This window comes from Pseudomonas sp. 2,4-D (assembly GCF_030418155.1).
GTDB lineage: Bacteria > Pseudomonadota > Gammaproteobacteria > Pseudomonadales > Pseudomonadaceae > Aquipseudomonas > Aquipseudomonas alloputida.
Window position 1 is genome coordinate 17,734 of record NZ_JAUHUI010000016.1, and the last position, 16,876, is coordinate 34,609.

Genomic DNA, 16,876 nt, shown 5'->3' on the forward strand with positions numbered 1-16,876 from the left:
GAACCTTATTCAGAAAACGAACAATAGAAGAGATAACCGCATGCGCACCCTGATGATCGAGCCCTTGACCAAAGAAGCCTTCGCCCAGTTCGGAGACGTGATCGAAACCGACGGCAGCGACCACTTCATGATCAACAACGGCTCGACCATGCGCTTTCACAAGCTCGCCACGGTCGAAACCGCCGAGCCTGAAGACAAGGCGATCATCAGCATCTTCCGCGCCGACGCGCAGGACATGCCGCTGACCGTGCGCATGCTGGAACGCCATCCGCTGGGCAGCCAGGCTTTCATCCCGCTGCTCGGCAACCCCTTTCTGATCGTGGTCGCGCCCGTTGGCGATGCACCTGTATCAGGCTTGGTCCGAGCCTTCCGCAGTAATGGCAGGCAGGGCGTTAATTACCATCGCGGCGTCTGGCACCACCCGGTGCTGACGATCGAAAAGCGGGATGATTTCCTGGTGGTTGATCGCAGTGGTTCTGGCAACAACTGCGATGAGCATTACTTCACCGAGGAACAGATGCTGATCCTCAATCCCCACCAATAAGAAAAGGTCAGTCATCTTCTCGGTGACTGGCAGAGGTACATACTGTGGAAGCACACCTTCACGAATGGCTGAACCTGAGCATTCGCTGGGTTCACATGATCACCGGCGTCGCCTGGATCGGTGCATCGTTCTACTTCGTCTGGCTGGAGAACCACCTGAACCGAAGCAACCCGCGCGATGGGTTGTCGGGTGATCTCTGGGCGATTCACGGCGGTGGTATCTACCACCTGGAGAAATACAAGCTCGCCCCCCCGAAAATGCCCGAGAACCTGCACTGGTTCAAATGGGAAGCCTATTTCACCTGGATGTCCGGTATCGCCCTGCTGTGCGTGGTGTTCTACTGGAACCCGACCCTGTACCTGCTGGCACCTGGCAGCACCCTGAGCGGTGCCGAAGGCGTGGCCATCGGTATCGGTTCGCTGATCGCGGGCTGGTTCATCTACGACTTCCTGTGCGACTCGCCCCTGGGCAAGAAGCCAGCGCTACTCGGTGGTGTGCTGTTCGTGCTGATCATCGCTGCCTGCTGGGGCTTCAGCCTGGTGTTCAGCGGCCGCGGTGCCTACCTGCACACCGGCGCGATCATCGGCACCATCATGGTCGGTAACGTGTTCCGCATCATCATGCCGGCCCAACGCCAGCTGGTGGCGGCGATCGAGAACAACCAGACGCCCGACCCGGTACTGCCGGCCAAGGGCCTGCTGCGCTCGCGTCACAACAACTACTTCACCCTGCCGGTGCTGTTCATCATGATCAGCAACCATTTCCCGAGCACCTACGGTAGCCAGTACAACTGGCTGATCCTGGCCGGTATCGCAGTAGCCGCGGTTCTGATCCGCCACTACTTCAACACCCGCCACGACAGCAACAAGTACGCCTGGACCCTGCCCGTCGGCGCTCTGGCGATGATCTGCCTGGCCTACGTTACCGGCCCGAAACCGATGGCCGTAAGCCCTGAGCAAGCAGCAGCGAAGATCGAGTACCAACCGCTGCCGGCAACTGCGGTAGGTGGCAAGACTGCTGCCGAGCAGCGTGCCGAGGACGCCGCCAAGGCTGCCGAAGCACCCGCCGCACCTGCGCAAGCACCGGCCCAGGCCGCTGCCCAGGCCGGTGGCGGCGACTTCGACAAGATCCACAATGTCATCCAGGAACGCTGCACCGTGTGCCACTCGTCCAAGCCGACCAGCCCACTGTTCAGCACCGCCCCTGCCGGCGTGATGTTCGACACTCCGCAGCAGATCCAGGCCCAGGCCGCGCGCATTCAGGCGCAAGCGGTTGCCAGCCAGATCATGCCGCTGGGCAACATCACCCAGATGACCACCGAAGAGCGCAAGCTCGTCGGCGACTGGATCGCCAAAGGCGCCCAGGTCAACTGACAGCACCTCGCCAGGCAACCCGCCCCCAAGGGAATCACCTTTCCCTGTAGGAGCGGGCTTGCCCGCGAAGAGGCCGGTAGCCCCGGCCTCAAGCTTCATGTGTAACGCAACAAGCAAGCATCGAGCGCGCAGGCATGAGGCCTGCCGCTTGGATCCGAGAATAAAAACAAAACTCGAGGTGCTGCATGTCCGAGTCACGCAAGGCGTATATCCCCATTGCGCCGCCGCGAGAACCCTTGCCTTTGTTCCAACTGATCCTGGTTGGCCTGCAACACGTTCTGCTGATGTACGGTGGCGCGATCGCCGTGCCGTTGATCATCGGCCAGGCCGCCGGGTTGTCCCGTGAAGAAGTCGCTTTCCTGATCAACGCCGACCTGCTGGTCGCTGGCGTCGCTACCATCATCCAGTCGTTCGGTATCGGCCCGGTGGGCATCCGCATGCCGGTGATGATGGGTGCCAGTTTCGCTGCCGTCGGCAGCATGGTGGCCATGGCCGGCATGCCCGGCGTGGGCCTGCAGGGGATCTTCGGCGCGACCATCGCTGCCGGGTTCTTCGGCATGCTGATCGCGCCGTTCATGTCCAAGGTTGTCCGCTTCTTCCCACCGCTGGTTACCGGTACGGTGATCACCTCGATTGGCCTGTCGCTGTTCCCGGTGGCTGTCAACTGGGCCGGTGGCGGCCATGAAGCAGAAACGTTCGGCTCGCCGATCTACCTGCTGGTGGCCGGCCTGGTACTGGCTGTGATCCTGCTGATCAACCGCTTCATGCGCGGTTTCTGGGTCAACGTGTCGGTACTGGTGGGCATGGGCCTTGGCTATATCCTGGCCGGCTCCATCGGCATGGTCGACCTGTCGGGCCTGAACGACGCACCGTGGCTGCAGGTGGTCACCCCCCTGCACTTCGGCATGCCAACCTTCAGCCTGGCGCCGATCCTGTCCATGTGCCTGGTAGTGGTGATCATCTTCGTCGAGTCCACCGGCATGTTCCTGGCCCTGGGCAAGGTGACCGATCGCGAAGTCACCCCTGGCATGCTGCGTCGCGGCCTGCTGTGCGATGCCGGTGCGTCGTTCATTGCGGGCTTCTTCAACACCTTCACCCACTCCTCGTTCGCCCAGAACATCGGCCTGGTGCAGATGACCGGGGTGCGCTGCCGCTATGTCACCATCGTGGCCGGTGCACTGCTGATCCTGCTCAGCCTGCTGCCCAAGGCGGCCTTCCTGATTGCCTCGATCCCGCCTGCGGTACTGGGCGGCGCGTCCATCGCCATGTTCGGCATGGTCACCGCCACCGGGATCAAGATTCTTCAGGAGGCGGACATCGGCGACCGCCGCAACCAGCTGTTGGTTGCCGTGAGCGTCGGCTTCGGGTTGATCCCCGTGGTACGTCCGGAGTTCTTTGCCCAGATGCCACAGTGGATGGAACCCATCACCCACAGCGGTATCGCCATGGCCACGGTCTGTGCCCTGGTGTTGAACGTACTGTTCAACATCCTTGGCGGTGCCGACCGCGCAATGCACAACGACGTCTGTCACCAGCATTGAGCCAAAGGGGGCGGTGCATGGCCGCCCCTCGTCCACCTCTGCAGTAACAGCTACGCCGTCGACCCGCCGGAATGGGTCGCCCGGGGCGCCTGCGCGCCAAAAAAACGCCAACAAAAACAATAAGTCCGGGAATCACAACATGAAGCGCATCACCACGTCCCTGTTGTTGGGCAGCAGCCTGCTGGTCACCCTACCCTCGCACGCAGGCGAATGGCTGCAATGGCACGGCGAAAGCCTGACCTACCTGTACGGCAAGGACTTCAAGGTCAACCCTGATATCCAGCAGACCATCACCTTCGAGCACGCCAACAAATGGAAGTACGGCGACACCTTCATGTTCGTCGACAAGATCTTCTACAACGGCAAGGCCGACCCCGGCAAAGGTGTGACCACCTACTACGGCGAGTTCAGCCCACGCCTGTCATTGGGCAAGATCTTCGACCGCAAGCTTGCCTTTGGCCCGATCAAGGACGTGCTGCTTGCCATGACCTACGAGCGCGGTGAAGGCGACAACGAGGCCTACCTGATCGGCCCAGGCTTTGACTTGAACATCCCCGGCTTCAACTATTTCACCCTCAATTTCTACGTGCGTAACACCGAAGGCAGCCGCCCCGGTGACAACGTCTGGCAGATTACCCCCGGCTGGTCGTACACCATCCCTGTAGGTCGGTCAGACATTCTGATCGACGGTTACATGGACTGGGTTACCGACAACGACCAGTCCCGTCGTGGCACCTATCACGCCAACCTGCACTTCAACCCGCAGGTCAAATACGACCTGGGCAAGGCGCTGAACCTGGGCGCCAAACAGCTCTACGTCGGCTTTGAATACAGCTACTGGAAAGACAAGTACGGCATTGACAGCCGCGGCAACCTGGACAGCAACCAGAGCGTCGCCAGTGCGCTGATCAAGGTACACTTCTAGGAAGTTGACCAAACGCACAAGTTTGAATCACCCCGCTCCAGGACGGAGCACTTGAGGCCCGGCGCGCAAGCCAGTAATCTGCGCGCCCCCTCGATCAGGGCAGAACGGATTCTGCCTGCGTTTACTGACCGCTCAGTCAATGAATTCGGGCGGTTGGCCAACGTGTTGCCAGCCTGAAATACCCTTTTCATCCGTTCAGAACGAAGTCGAGCAGGAAGGTTTTGCCAACCCGGAAAAGTTGGCCCAACCCTTGCCAAACAGCTGTGGCCTATCGAAAAAAGCTGACTCAAAAGACAAAAAAAAGCGCCGACACCGAGCGCTGACAACAGATCAATCAAGGGAGCGACACTCGCAATGCGTACTATCAACAGCCTGATCCTCGCCGGCGGCCTGCTGGCCTGCGGCACCACCTTCGGCGGCGACCTGCTGCAATGGCAGAACAACAGCCTGACCTACCTGTGGGGCAAGAACTTCAAGGTCAACCCCGCGATTCAGCAAACCGTCACCTTCGAGCACGCCGATGGCTGGAAGTACGGCGACAACTTCATTTTCGTCGACAAGATCTTCTACCAGGGCCAGAAAGACGCCGGCAACGGCCCGAACACCTACTACGGTGAGATCAGCCCACGCCTGTCGTTCGGCAAGATTTTCGACCAGAAGATCGAGTTTGGCCCGGTCAAGGACGTGCTGCTGGCAATGACCTACGAGTTTGGCGAGGGTGACACCGAGTCCTACCTGATCGGCCCGGGCTTCGACCTGGCCATCCCGGGCTTCGACTACTTCCAGCTGAACTTCTACAACCGCACCACCGACGGCAGCCGTGCCGGCGACAACGTGTGGCAGATCACCCCGGTGTGGTCGTACACCATTCCGGTCGGCGATTCCGACGTGCTGATCGACGGCTTCATGGACTGGGTGGTGGACAACGACGAGAACCGCCGCGGCACCTACCAGGCCAACCTGCACTTCAACCCGCAGATCAAGTACGACCTGGGCAAGGCATTGCACCTGGGTGAGAAACAGCTGTACGTGGGTGTGGAGTATGACTACTGGAAGAACAAGTACGGTATCAAGGACAGCGACGCCTTCACTACCGACCAGAACACCATGAGCTTCTTGGTCAAGGTGCACTTCTGACCTGAGTTACCGGGGCCGCTTTGCGGCCCATTCGCGGGTAAACCCGCTCCTACAGGGGCCGCGCCGGGTTCAAGGCAAATGCGGTACCTGGTAGGAGCGGGTTCACCCGCGAACCGGGGCAAAGCCCCGGCCAGGCGCCTCAATTGGCAGGTCTGATCGCCCGCCACAACTTCCCCGCAGCACTGACCACCGCCAGCACCATGGCACCGGCCACAACACCGACCCCAGCGTTGAGCAACGCCCCGGTCAGCGCCCCGCCACGCCCTTCGCTGAACGCCTCGATGGCATGATGCAGCGGCTCGATGCCATGCACCAGGATCCCACCGCCCACCAGGAACATCGCCGCAGTACCAATCACCGACAGGCTTTTCATCATGTACGGCGCCGCCCGCAGGATGCCGTTACCCACTGCCTGAGTCAGCCTGGAGGTTTTGCGGGCCATCCACAGCCCAAGGTCGTCAAGCTTGACGATCCCGCCTACCAACCCATACACACCAATGGTCATCACCACCGCAATGCCCGACAGCACGATGATCTGCTGGGTCAGCGGCGAGTCAGCCACGATACCCAAGGTAATGGCGATGATTTCCGCCGACAAAATGTTTTAACTACCCCTATCCTGCACAATACGGCGATTCACTGGGCCTAGCTGCCCAATGTAGGCTTGTGCATCGCCTGATTCTGCACAACACAAGCCCATTCCATCTAGAAAAAACACCCGACGGCGGTGGGGAAATCCCCGTCAGGGTCACCGCAATGGGAGATTTTCTGTAAATTGACGAAGGTGCTATACGACAGCCTGTGACATTCAATTTCTCTTGGCTGTCTCCACGCCCCACGAAAGCGCCCGCATCGCAACTGCAGCGACCATCCCAGCTAAAGCCCCAACCACACCATATGCTCCTATCTTCACAACAGGCGCCCATCCTTCAAAGGAGCTCGTGGTAGCTTCAATGAGGTGCTCGATTGGGTGAATACCTTCTGCCACAAAGGTGCCGCCAACAAGGAACATCGCGACAGTCCCAATCCACGACAGTGCCTTCATAAGAACTGGGGCTGACGCCACCAATACACCGCCAACTTTCCTCAAAACCGCTCCGGTGCCACCGTCAGATTTAGAATTGAGCAAAGCAAGACCAGCGTCATCCAACCTGACAATTCCCGCAACCAGCCCATACACGCCAACAGTCATAGCCAATGAAATTACAATCAGCGTCACAATCTGTTGTAGCAAAGGGGCAGACGACACAACATTCAAAGTTATAACTGTAATTTCCGCGCTCAATATAAAGTCCGTCCGGATAGCCCCCTTAACTTTACGCCTTTCGTAAGCTGCCAGCTCCTCCTTAGTTTTAGGCGCAGACTTGGCCTCGCTTGCACCGGACTCGTGACCACTTTGAAATAGCTTCTCCTTAATAGCTTCGAACCCTTCATAGCAAAGGTATACTCCTCCTGCCATTAGCAGCCACTTCACTGACCAAGGGAGGAACGCGCTAAGCAATAGCGCACAAGGCACCAAAATCGCCTTATTAAGGAGTGATCCTTTGAACACAGCCCAGACCACAGGGAGCTCACGATCTGCTTTGACGCCTGTAACTTGCTCAGCATTGACTGCTAAGTCGTCACTCAGCACGCTGGCCGACTTCTTGGCCGCGACCTTACTCATCAAAGAGATATCATCTAGCAGAGCCGCGATATCATCCAACAAAGCAAAAAAACTGCTGCCAGCCATTCCATTCACCCTTAGTAGATTCTTACAAACCCATCGTCCATAAGCGCCTGACCTCCCAGACTTGCTCGCAGGACTATCACGATGGCAAACAAGATGGCATACAGACCTGCTGGTGGCAAAACAGTTCTGCCTTGGTCACCCACCTTTCTTCGACGGCGGCCATCTCGCATCACCTGTTGCACTGAAATTCATAGCTGCCGAGCCCACCGGGTGGTAGCCTGCCGACAGCAAATGGCTGACGGGCTCCTTCATGTTTTTAAGACAAATCACTCAGTGGCTCTTCCCTGACAAACGGACACAGCGAGAGAAGGATCAGGAGCGAGAGTTCATTGAGGCAATTAACAACCTCAAGACTTTGTCGGTGAACGAACGCAGCATGTCAATCGACCCTGAAGAAATTCGCGATATCGTCATAGCCTCCCGCGAAAAACTGAAGCACTTGGTCAGTAAACAGCACAAAGTAACAACCGCACCAATTGCTAGCCCACTCGAAAACTTCCACCACAATCTTCATGACGGCCTAGATGCTATCCAACATGTAAGCTGGCGGCGATTAGCTGACGGTTCTTCAGTGCAGTATGTATGCCTGCAGTCCCTCACCACTGGCTTGTATTCAGTTGCGTTTGCGAGCTTATTCAGTGTTGATAGCGAGAACCTGCCACCCTGGCTTGACGCAAACATAAGTAAGCAAGTCGCTACTGCGCTGAAGACGTCCAAGCTTTACTGGTATGGAAACCTCAAGGAAGCAATGGATGCCTGGGATCGAGAGCTGTAGAGCTCGGCATGTTCAACAGATTTTGGCAGCTTGAAGCACGAATTTCAGGCATCATGCATTCCAAAAAAATCATTCATTTGATCGGTTGGATATCGCAGCAATGTGTGCTTCTAGATGCTGAACCTCAGCAGCCCACTCAAGCAAAAAATTCTTCCAGTCATTGGCGTAGAACCCTTCCACCAGTCGAGTTGATCCTGAGCTCGCTTGGAGAAAACGTTCACGCCAAGGCTGTTGAATGTCAGACTCACGGACTATTTCTTTGCCGGAGGAACTGCGTCGAGTAGGCACGCTGAGGCTAACAATATCAAGCGTCAGTGCTGGTTCAAATACAGCGTCGTTATGTTCCTCGATAGAAATGCGTTCGAGAATCGCCACCAAAGGAACTGCTTCAGGATGGCCAGGTTTAAGTGAAGCGAGCTTCCAGAGCGCTTGACGCCTTGTTAATTCTCGGGCGCGGACTTTTTCCTCACTCATCTCATTTTCCCTAGGCCATCAATGATACGTGTACAAGTAGTGCAGCGTACCACCAAGGCGAACCTCTGTCGTAGAGCGGGCCGCTCTTTGCGAGTCACGGCCCTGCATGCGTCCATCTCCCCGCATGACCGCACCTCCGCCTACGACGCCCACCAGCTTATCCCTAAACCACCTCCCCCCCGACGTCGCAGCATATCCGAGCCCGGATGCAACTTTTGAGTATGTTCTCTGCATACCGTTTATATGTGCTGGACAACCCCCACTTTCATCGTGCTAGCATTGGCAAATCGGTCAGCCTGGATCGAGCGGTCGGCGCGCATAGATAACTCACAGGTCATTCACCTGCATTTCGCAGTTCATCTGACATAAGTCCTTGCGGACAGCCGGCACCGCTTCGAACCATGGAGGATGACCATGCAAATTTCCCTGTTCGCTGCTGACTTCGTGTCGGGCAAAGGTATTTTACGGCTAGCTAGATGTCTTCAACGCGACTGGCCAGGCAACAAAAAAATTAAGCTTTCCGCTGCCCAAAATTTGATGAGCCGATGCCTTGGCTACGTAGACCTTCATGACGCCCGTAAGAGCATCGATAAAGATGATCTCCAGTTTGTATCATTAGAAGAAATCAAAGCGCAAAGCCTTCGCGTCATTGATGCTATGCTCAACAACACGTGCCCCGGTCAGAATATCGACTATGCGGCACTGAATGATCAGATCGAAAAATGGCCCTTTAAGCATCTTGCAATTTACAAGATACTTGACGCACCACCTCCCACCGAAGTATGCAAAAAAACCATTCAAAGTAAGGCTTTTGAGCTTACGACCCTATACATCAACAACTACGACAGCGTTATCTCTCGAGTCCAGAAAGCATTAGGGCATATTCCAGTTGAGACAACAAATTATTACATGAAGCACGCTATTGGGCATTGTCGGAACGACCTTAGCCCTAATCGAGTCGAAATCCCTATCGAAACCGGTGAGTGTCTGACATGTGGGCATAGCACCATCAGCACACCTCAGAAGCCGTAGCATTTCAGGCAAGTAAGCGCGCTCCGCTCAGCCTCGAGGCAGCTCGCCCGCCGAGCAGCAGCGCGCCCGAATGATCAGGGGGGAAACGGCCTCTTCCCTTCTGTTGCCGGGAGTGAACATGACAATAGTGGATGTGAAGCAGATCCTGCCCCTTGTCATCACCGCAGTCGAGCGTGCTGGGATTCTGTTAGCGCAGGAATATGTCCGACCGGACGGTCGACGCGGCTCAGGGAGCAAAGCAGATGTCGATGCTGAAATAGAACAGGTGCTGCGCTCGGAGCTTTTGAACATCTTGCCCTGCGACTTTTGGGGCGAGGAAACTGGCCATGTGCTCTCCGGTCATCGCTTCTGCTGGGTCGTCGATCCCAATGATGGAACCAGTGATTTCCTGAGAGGGCTGAAGGGATCAGCGCTGTCGATTGGCTTGCTAGAGGCGAAGGTGCCTGTACTTGGAGTAGTACACGCTCCGGTCACTCCGGAAGGAAAATCGGATTGCATCGCTTGGGCGAGGGGTATGGATCATTTGCTCCGAAATGGATTACCTGTGCGCCTGGATCTTTCCACTCAACAGCTTTCCAAATCTAGCCTGGTGATGGTCAGTACCTCAGCTGATAAAAAACCTCAAACCAATGCAGATTTATGTGCTCCTGGTGGTTTTCATCCGATGCCCTCCATTGCATACAGACTGGCCAGAGTGGCAACTGGGGAGGGGATCTGCGGAGTATCGCTTTACCCCGTTTCAGCTCACGACGTCGTAGCTGGTCATGCGCTGCTGATTGGTGCCAATGGTGTGCTCGTTGATGAGCATGGAGCTCAGATCAGCTACACGGACGAGGCAGAAATGCATCGAGTATCTAACCGGTGTTTTGGCGGAGCGCCTAGTGCTTGCGCTGAGCTTGCGGAGAGAGATTGGGAGAGAGTCTTCGCGGATGATTCTGGCTGATCATCAGTTCCATTTCGTGGCGTGTCCCGGGGGAGCGGCTGTCGTAAACCGAGCCCCTTCAGATCTCGGCCCGCTGGGCTTCCATCCTCACGCCTTCGCCATCCTGGCTGCGCGCTCCGCTTGCTTCTTGCCCGACATTACAACCCCGATAAGAATTGTCCTTCGTGCGAGCTTTGAACATGACCCAAAACATAACGTCCGTGCCCGTGCTTGAGATCGAACAATTCAGGGCTCGGTATCCACGACTATTTTCTGATCCTGGTGTGGATGACATCTACTGCAGCCCCGGATGGCGCGAGATCCTCTATGCCCTGTGCCACACGCTCCAAGCCCATCTGGATCGGCATCCAGAGGTGCCGCAGGTCGTGGTGGCCCAGGTGAAATCGAAGTTCGGTGAGCTGCATTTTTTCTACGACGGTGGCGACGCTTACTGCCAAGGTGCCGTGGCTGTAGCTGAGGAGCTGTCACTGAAGACGTGCGAGCAGTGTGGCGCGCCGGGGCAGCAAGTGAGCGGACGCTGGGTTCACACGCTCTGCCCACGACATGCTGGCAGCGGAAATCCAGGAGCTGCGTAGATGGTGACCGTCATCCCGATGAGCCAAGCCCGCAGGCGCCTGAGGCGAATCGTTGCACTTGTTGCCAAAGGCCACGTGTTTGTTGTGACCAAGAACGGCAAACCATTAGCGACGATAGAGGCGCCTGAGGAGTCAGAACAGCAAGCGGTGAAATCGGGACACTCGGACAGCTCGAAGCACCATGAGTAGGCATTTCCATGGCAGAAGTACATTTGTACTCCGCGCTAGGAACTCATACCTAGCAGGGCGGCGCACAGGAATACCTGCGAGCGAGTAGCACATTCAGCTCTTCGACTCCGCTTCGAATGAACGAAGGCTTCTGGGAAGGATGAACATGCAGATCAAAAAACCACAGCACCTCCAGGCACTCCGCGAGCTGCTGGCAGGCACCCGATATCTCCTTTGCGTAGATCTCGAAGCCACGTGCGACGAGTACCCTACAGGCCTGACCGATGAGCTAAAGCCGGAACACAAGCTTGCTGTAAGTCGTCACGAGATGGAGACAATCGAAGTCGGAGCTGTAGTTCTAGATCTGCATCGGGATTGCAAGATCGTCAGCGAGTACACCAGCTTCGTGCGCCCAGTGCTGAATCCGATTCTTACCGACTTTTGCAAGAGACTGACCACGATTGATCAAGCCGACGTCGACGGCGCAGATTCATACGACAAGGTTCGCCAGAAGCTGGATGACTACCTGAGTCCGTTTAAGACCGAAGGGCTGATTTGGTGCTCCTGGGGTGATTACGATGCCAAGCAGTTGGCAATGGATGCAGTACGGAATCGCTGCGAACCGATGCTGGCCGACCTTAGCCACACCAATGCTAAGAAATGGCACTGGAAAATACTAAGCTGCCGTGCATTGGCTCTCCGGCTTGCAGTTGAGGGCTGGGGCATCGAATGGTCTGGTCAGTACCATAGAGGGATCGACGACGCTCGAAACCTAGGGGCGCTAATGGGTGAGATCCTGCGTGCACAAGGTAAAATATCCGAGTCTTCCAGGCCGGCTCAGGAGCGTCTGTAGCGTATGCCTCATTTGCTAAAACTCCCTCAAAATCGGGCTGGCCGTGACTTCATTGTTGGTGACATCCACTTCAAAACACGAGAGCTCCATAGAGGCCTCAAGGCACTCGGTTTCGACCAATCCGTCGACCGGCTGATTGCAGTTGGAGATCTCATCGACCGTGGCCCAGGCATGCTCGACGCACTGAAACTATTGGGCGAACCGTGGTTCTTCACGGTGAAGGGCAATCACGAGCAGATGCTCATCGACGCCTATCGAGCTAGCCCTCACCTACCCTACTCCGCTCATGGAGCGCGCTGGTGGCTCACGATTGATGACGAATCCAAGCCCATGATCGTCGACAAGCTGGATAGCTTGCCGATGGCTATCGAGGTGGAGACAGCTCAAGGCGTGGTAGGTGTGGTTCACGCTGACGTGCCCGTGGGATTGGCCTGGGATGATTTCACCCTGAGTCTCGCAAACCCACAGATTCAGGATGTGGCCTTGTGGGGCCGCGAGCGGATCAAAAAGCATCATCGAAGTGGTGTGCGGGGGGCATGGCGTGTCTGTATCGGGCACACATGGATTCCGAATGCCCTACGTCTGGGCAATGTCCTTGCCTTGGACGTAACCGGCGGTGGTGAGGGTTCCTTGGCAATCTATTCGGTGCAGGAAGACACCATCTATGTCGATGGCGAGCCGGCCAATCTTGACCAGGCCGCTCGCCTCGGTGAACGGCTAAACGAGCTCGAGCAGTCCCTGACCTCACTCAAAACCTTGGTGCATGCGAACAAGCTTATTGAGTCGCAGATCGCCAGCCGCGAAGCCGAAGACAAGGTGAAGCTGATCAGTTCAGCCTGGCTGAACATGGCTGACGAGATCTCAGCTACTCAGCAGTTGATGAATGCGCTACATGGACTCAGCCTTCTATCCAGCGAGTACCGCTCTGCCAAGCTTGAGGAGCTGCAAACGCGATACGCTGGCACACCCACAGGCGAGCTGCTCCGTCGTCTGTTTGGCACCGAGAACTAGCTGATTTCGTCGCCGGGTTAAATCCGCAAAAAAATCCGAAAAATCGGACGTACTTCCCTCTGAAGCCCGGGAATCGCAAAGGCTGTGAGACTTAGAAAATCCGCAACAAGGTGAGCCTTGCCCTGACTTTCGCCCCACTGCCCACCGAACCTCACTCACCTGCACCGGCTAATGACCTTTCTCAGCGGGGCCACCCAATGCCTGAAGCTGGTAATCAGTAACCGCTTGAAACCGGTGCTCAGCCATCAGCCTGAGACGCTCCAGCTCTGGCCCTGATATCCCTTCCGATTGTGCTTGGTGGTATCGCTTCAGAGCTTCAACCGCATCCGTGTACATGGGATGATCCGGAGGAAGCAATTTGCTCAGGTCTCTGTCCACTGCCCCACCTCAAACTCAATGATCGACACGATGCTCTGGCTGCCTCAGATGCAAGGAAGCAGGCTAGTGTTAGAACCCCATGACAAGGACGATAGCTGATGAAACGTGTACGGCTGATTCGGCACGGCCAGAGTGCAGCAAACGCGGGGCAAGCCAGTCGAGATCATGCAAGCATTCCTCTCACGCCTTGGGGCCTGGAACAAGCTCGGATGATCGCCGGATCATTTTCCGTGGCACCTGACCTGATCGTCGCATCTCCCTTCGCACGAGCGCAGGCCACCGCTCAGGCAACTGCCACGACCTTCCCCGGGACACCGTTTGAGACATGGGCTGTCGAAGAGTTTACCTACCTTGCACCCGAGCGCTGTGTCGATACGACTGTGGCCCAGAGGAAGGGCTGGGTAGATGCATACTGGCTGAAGTCCGACCCCGCCTATCGCGACGGCGCCGGCGCGGAGTCATTCCATGATTTTGTTGCCCGAGCCAGCTTTTTTGGATCGGCTTGAGCAGCATCCAGCCGGTGACATCGTCATGTTTTCTCATGGGCAATATTTGAACGCAGTCGCCTGGCTGCTGGAGAAGAAGCCTCGAGTTCTGGATGGCCAGGCGATGGATGGCCAGGCGATGGCCGATTGGCGTGCTTACGAGATCGCAAACCACATCCAGAACGCTGGAGGCTTCTCTCTATCACGAAGCGCTGGCGATGCAGTATGGGCGCTCGGTACACGCGATCACTGAAGCACTAGATTGGCTTTCATTTCGCTCACGTTGGAATTGGCAGACTGGAGTCGATGACGACGACTTGATGCTTTTCGGCACCTGGGTCATCGGGCTCCCCTTGGAACCAGGTCAGGGACTCATAGCCCATGATCCGCCCTTCGCGCACGACGTCTGGGTAACACGCAACGGCGTCTTCCAGTGCTGAGCAGTCAGATCGCGGAATCAAAACTGGTAGGTCAGGGTCGTACTTGCGGAGCTCTTCGATCAACTCGCCCACATTCACATTCTTGTCCTCGAGTAACGGCCCAGTGGAGGCCAATGGCGACGTCAATCAAGGTATACGCAAGGGCGTCCACTTTATCCAGCCGTGATAGGCTTTATGCTCACTACGTAGCCTTCTACCGAGATAGCCAATCCCCGAGACTGAAGCATGACGCTCAAAGCCTCCTTCGCCAGCGTGCTTCGTGCACTGCGCAGCAAGCGCAATATCACCCAGAGAGACTTCTCTGACACCACCAGCCGCACATACCTTTCGAAGCTTGAGCTTGGTAAATCGAGCATCACCCTGGACAAGCTCGAGCAGGTGAGTGAGCGCCTTGGGCTTAGCCCATTGACACTCATGACTCTCACACTGAGTGAAGATACAGGTGAGCCGGCAAACGACTTGATCTCGAAGCTGAGCGCAGAGCTTGCAGACCTGCAGCGAAATGGAGGTCTAACAGGTCTGAAATTTACGGTGAGCATCCCACAGGAAGCCGGCGCCCGAGCTGGTCGTCGAAGCCGTCGAGGTGCAAGGGAAGCTGTAATGCCAAACTCGTTGCAAACCGAGTTGGCATTCCTAGACTGAGCATCGGCTTCGTCAGTTTCTACAAGATGCTGCTCAGCACTTCTTCCAGGCTCTCGCCTTCGCTGCTCTCAAGTTCACCGGCCTCACCAAACAGTATCTGGAGTTGGCCTGGTCGAAGAAATCGGCTGTCGGGAATTCGGATGCAGTGCTCGCTGGTAGCACCAGGATCAGCTTGGTATCAGCAATACCGGTAAGCCGGGCGTTTGCTGTGATTACTTTCACCACCTTGTATTCCATATTTCCTTAATAGGCCATCAAGATATTTGCAAAACTCAGCGGCGGCAAAGCGCATAAAAGTAGCACTTTGCCGCTCACCGATTTTCTCGAAGCGTTTGGAGGATGCTCGTAGCAAGGTAAGCATTTTGAGGCACGTTGAAATTTGCTTCGTGCGGTCAGTTCTGGGAGAGACTATTGTGAGCAGCTTTCAAGGCCAAATGGGCAGTGCTGAAAATTCGAAAGAACCGCAAAATAAATTCACATCTCGCAGAATGCCTTATCCGAATCAGCTCCTGAATAGTTGAGATAAGCTAGAGCAGCACTGATGAGTGTAATTCTGGAAAAGTGCTCCGCCATCTCCCTCAGCGACTCAAAAGAAGTCATCCTATCAACTTTATTGCCATGCAAAATCTCAGATCTACCATTCTCATAGATTTTAGAGATAGCCTTATAAAGCGTAAGAGGTTCTCCAATATTTACAACATTGTCATCCACAGGTATCTTAGTCAGATTTGAAACCATATTTGCTATTACTGAAGTCTTCCCACCTCCGCTACTTAATACATCTAGGCAAGTCCCAAATTTTGCAATCGCTATCTGATCACTAACCTCTCGGCATGCTTCGCCGTGCCAATCAAGTGCGGTTGACCATCGCTGGCAAAGACCCGGACATCCGTCATCCAGACTCGTTAGACCTGTCAGCACTCTACCAACAGCTTCTAAAAATTTTTTCTTAGCATCACTCAAATCTTCAACACAAGGAAGGAACGGACTTACTTCATCAGAGAGCTTAGCGCCCGCAAGCCATAGAAACCCATCTGTCTCAACTAGGCTATGCGTCAAGATCGGAGGCCTTCTCTCAGTGTAAAGCATAAGACTTCTAAAGAGCTTGTATTTTCCAAAAATTAAAGATATGGAGTCAAGCGCCGTTCTCGCCATTATCGTGGAAAGTTTTTGAGAAAGACCCTCACCATAACCTTCAGTAGCCACACTAATGACACACTTAGACTTGATTAGAATCCCATAAAGCGATGCACTCAACGGTTTTAATTTTACTTCTTTATCAACCAGAGCCGACTTAAGGTTTTCACGCCAATCGGAATTGTCCACTCCTGCATAATCAAGCGCACCCGACGGATAATCAATAGAATCAATCCAATCCATACGACTATATATTTTTACTGGCCCGATCACATACGGTTCATTACGCTCCAGTCCTGTGGATGCAGCCGGCAAATGACATGTGAAATTTTTGGGCAGAAAAGACGCGAACTCCACCACGAAGGATTTAACCAAGCCTTTTAAATAGGGGTGTGAAAAGTATCTAGCCGCAACGGGTAGAGTTCCGAAATCCAAACACTGAACGTAAGCTTCAAGAATTGCTTTTTTTGTTAGTTTTTGATGCTCCGCCAGATCTAGCTTAATGCAGCCTGGCCAATTAAGCTTCAAAAGCGCCAAGGAGACCAACTTAATCTTACTCTCAGTACCAGAACTAATACTCAGCTGTCGCCCCTTACTATCCGCCTCAATACCAAAAGCAGCTGGCTCCTCACCGGTATGCGCTTTACTAAACGAGACGAAAGCCTCATAAATTAGCGTCTCCAATTTCACAAAGATCCCTCTTAATTACAA

General features: G+C 55.4%; 17 protein-coding genes and 2 pseudogenes. 14 read left to right on the plus strand and 5 right to left on the minus strand.

The genetic code is table 11. The annotated features are described in order from the left end of the window. Positions 1-40 precede the first annotated feature (40 nt). From QYE47_RS13560 to QYE47_RS13580, 5 genes are all read left to right on the plus strand, one after another. Complete coding sequence (locus QYE47_RS13560) at positions 41-544, plus strand: ureidoglycolate lyase (protein ID WP_003254333.1); 504 nt, start codon at positions 41-43, stop codon at positions 542-544. A gap of 44 nt (positions 545-588) precedes the next feature. Continuing rightward, positions 589-1,917 (plus strand): urate hydroxylase PuuD, encoded by a 1,329-nt coding sequence (locus QYE47_RS13565; RefSeq protein ID WP_014590201.1) that lies wholly within the window; start codon positions 589-591, stop codon positions 1,915-1,917. Positions 1,918-2,102: 185 nt separating this feature from the next. Next, positions 2,103-3,458, plus strand: a complete 1,356-nt coding sequence (locus QYE47_RS13570) for a nucleobase:cation symporter-2 family protein (RefSeq protein WP_014590200.1) — start codon at positions 2,103-2,105, stop codon at positions 3,456-3,458. A 139-nt stretch (positions 3,459-3,597) separates the two neighbouring features. Continuing rightward, positions 3,598-4,383 carry an outer membrane protein OmpK gene (locus QYE47_RS13575; protein WP_070383590.1) on the plus strand — a complete coding sequence of 262 codons (786 nt, stop codon included), beginning with the start codon at positions 3,598-3,600 and terminating at the stop codon, positions 4,381-4,383. A 354-nt stretch (positions 4,384-4,737) separates the two neighbouring features. Next, positions 4,738-5,520, plus strand: a complete 783-nt coding sequence (locus tag QYE47_RS13580; protein ID WP_012051676.1) for an outer membrane protein OmpK — start codon at positions 4,738-4,740, stop codon at positions 5,518-5,520. Positions 5,521-5,659: 139 nt separating this feature from the next. Here QYE47_RS13580 and QYE47_RS13585 read toward each other — a convergent pair. Further along, positions 5,660-6,121 (minus strand): annotated as a pseudogene (locus QYE47_RS13585) (DUF808 family protein); the annotation flags it as partial. A gap of 207 nt (positions 6,122-6,328) precedes the next feature. Next, entirely contained in the window at positions 6,329-7,252 is a 924-nt protein-coding gene (locus QYE47_RS13590) for a DUF808 domain-containing protein (RefSeq protein WP_154211915.1), read from the minus strand. A gap of 376 nt (positions 7,253-7,628) precedes the next feature. On the opposite strand from QYE47_RS13590, the gene QYE47_RS13595 reads away from it, so the two are divergent. Beyond that, complete coding sequence (locus QYE47_RS13595) at positions 7,629-8,027, plus strand: hypothetical protein (protein WP_238784018.1); 399 nt, start codon at positions 7,629-7,631, stop codon at positions 8,025-8,027. Between the two features lie 69 nt (positions 8,028-8,096). On the opposite strand, the gene QYE47_RS13600 is transcribed toward QYE47_RS13595, so the two are convergent. After that, complete coding sequence (locus QYE47_RS13600) at positions 8,097-8,501, minus strand: hypothetical protein (RefSeq protein ID WP_154211917.1); 405 nt, start codon at positions 8,499-8,501, stop codon at positions 8,097-8,099. 414 nt (positions 8,502-8,915) lie between these two features. On the opposite strand from QYE47_RS13600, the gene QYE47_RS13605 reads away from it, so the two are divergent. The 6 genes from QYE47_RS13605 (at position 8,916) to QYE47_RS13630 (ending at position 13,083) form a co-directional block, all read left to right on the plus strand. Beyond that, a complete protein-coding gene (locus tag QYE47_RS13605) occupies positions 8,916-9,533 on the plus strand; it encodes a hypothetical protein (RefSeq protein ID WP_154211918.1) in 618 nt (205 codons plus the stop codon). A gap of 118 nt (positions 9,534-9,651) precedes the next feature. Beyond that, the gene (locus tag QYE47_RS13610; RefSeq protein ID WP_154211919.1) at positions 9,652-10,476 is read left to right on the plus strand and encodes an inositol monophosphatase family protein; all 825 of its coding nucleotides are present in this window, start codon (positions 9,652-9,654) and stop codon (positions 10,474-10,476) included. Between the two features lie 206 nt (positions 10,477-10,682). Continuing rightward, positions 10,683-11,051 carry a hypothetical protein gene (locus tag QYE47_RS13615; RefSeq protein WP_247722131.1) on the plus strand — a complete coding sequence of 123 codons (369 nt, stop codon included), beginning with the start codon at positions 10,683-10,685 and terminating at the stop codon, positions 11,049-11,051. An 18-nt stretch (positions 11,052-11,069) separates the two neighbouring features. Next, positions 11,070-11,240, plus strand: coding sequence for a type II toxin-antitoxin system Phd/YefM family antitoxin (locus QYE47_RS13620; protein ID WP_256600093.1), 171 nt, complete (start codon positions 11,070-11,072; stop codon positions 11,238-11,240). A gap of 145 nt (positions 11,241-11,385) precedes the next feature. Beyond that, positions 11,386-12,072: a 3'-5' exonuclease gene (locus tag QYE47_RS13625; protein WP_154211921.1), complete on the plus strand. Its 687-nt coding sequence runs from the start codon at positions 11,386-11,388 to the stop codon at positions 12,070-12,072. 3 nt (positions 12,073-12,075) lie between these two features. Further along, the gene (locus tag QYE47_RS13630; protein ID WP_154211922.1) at positions 12,076-13,083 is read left to right on the plus strand and encodes a metallophosphoesterase; all 1,008 of its coding nucleotides are present in this window, start codon (positions 12,076-12,078) and stop codon (positions 13,081-13,083) included. A 168-nt stretch (positions 13,084-13,251) separates the two neighbouring features. Here QYE47_RS13630 and QYE47_RS13635 read toward each other — a convergent pair whose 3' ends face one another. After that, positions 13,252-13,461, minus strand: coding sequence for a hypothetical protein (locus QYE47_RS13635; RefSeq protein ID WP_301159067.1), 210 nt, complete (start codon positions 13,459-13,461; stop codon positions 13,252-13,254). Between the two features lie 98 nt (positions 13,462-13,559). Here QYE47_RS13635 and QYE47_RS13640 point away from each other — a divergent pair. Both QYE47_RS13640 and QYE47_RS13645 read left to right on the plus strand, forming a co-directional pair. After that, positions 13,560-14,199 (plus strand): annotated as a pseudogene (locus QYE47_RS13640) (histidine phosphatase family protein). A gap of 412 nt (positions 14,200-14,611) precedes the next feature. Further along, positions 14,612-15,028: a helix-turn-helix domain-containing protein gene (locus tag QYE47_RS13645; protein WP_154211923.1), complete on the plus strand. Its 417-nt coding sequence runs from the start codon at positions 14,612-14,614 to the stop codon at positions 15,026-15,028. Between the two features lie 474 nt (positions 15,029-15,502). On the opposite strand, the gene QYE47_RS13650 is transcribed toward QYE47_RS13645, so the two are convergent. Next, complete coding sequence (locus QYE47_RS13650; RefSeq protein WP_154211924.1) at positions 15,503-16,855, minus strand: hypothetical protein; 1,353 nt, start codon at positions 16,853-16,855, stop codon at positions 15,503-15,505. Positions 16,856-16,876: the final 21 nt, after the last annotated feature.